Annotated in this window: 1 pseudogene; it reads right to left on the bottom strand. The window is 60.9% G+C overall.

From position 1 onward, the window contains the following. A pseudogene (locus EOS_RS04660) lies at positions 1 to 324 on the bottom strand (group II intron reverse transcriptase/maturase); the annotation flags it as partial. Between the last annotated feature and the right edge of the window lie 520 nt (positions 325 to 844).

The raw sequence follows: 844 nt of genomic DNA, 5'->3' as shown, positions 1-844 counted from the left end.
GGGAATCGACAGGACGCGGACCTTGCCCCCGTCCTTCGGTATCTCCTGCCGCCGTGACCGCAGTGGCTTGTAGGTGTGCCCCGTCCGTTCGCCCTGTATCTGCTCGAGGAATGCCTCTACGCCTTGCGCCTCGATGGCCTCGAACGTTACTCCGTCGATACCCGGAGCACCGTTGTTCTTTCTGGCCAGCGCGTACGCTTCGCGCAGCGTCTCCATCTTGCAGACATGGACGTATAACCCCCAGAAACGCCAGGACGGTTCAGCCTTCGCCTTGACGTATATTCCTCGCCTCAGGTCCTGCAAACTGCTGGACGTCTTTGTCATCTCGTCCTTGCCTCCCATGTTGTCGAGGACGTTACAAACAGCAGGGCCCCTTCGCTCTTCCGGCGTTACCCGGCCTCATCGCTAGTACGGACCCATCCGCCACCCTCTCGCCTTCGATCCACTTCCCGGGTTCGCCGGTTATAGGACCTACCTTGCTCCGGCGATTTCGCGCCGGGGCGAGGAGGGCTTCTCCAGTTGCTCAGCATGTCCTTGTCATCGTGCCGTCGCTTCCACCCCGCCGAAGTGGAGTAGCCGTATCGGTCAGATTTCGGCTACCCATGCTGCCTTCGCCCTCACGGTTGCGGGCTCGGCCTTCGGGTCTCTTCACTTTCGAGGCCACATTCACGTTCATCTTCATTACGGCCCGATGACTCGCACGTCCCCCAAGGAGACGGCCGTCGATAGGCTTCAGAGTCTTGGTTTCCCGCCACCCTGCTATCCAAGCTACGGGGCTTCTGACTTCTACCCCGGCAGGTCTATCCCCTGCTGAACACGCCAGCCTTAGCTGGACGCACAACCG

This window comes from Caballeronia mineralivorans PML1(12), assembly GCF_001028175.1.
In the GTDB taxonomy this organism is placed as follows: domain Bacteria; phylum Pseudomonadota; class Gammaproteobacteria; order Burkholderiales; family Burkholderiaceae; genus Caballeronia; species Caballeronia mineralivorans.
This window is presented reverse-complemented; position numbering and strand designations above follow the sequence as displayed.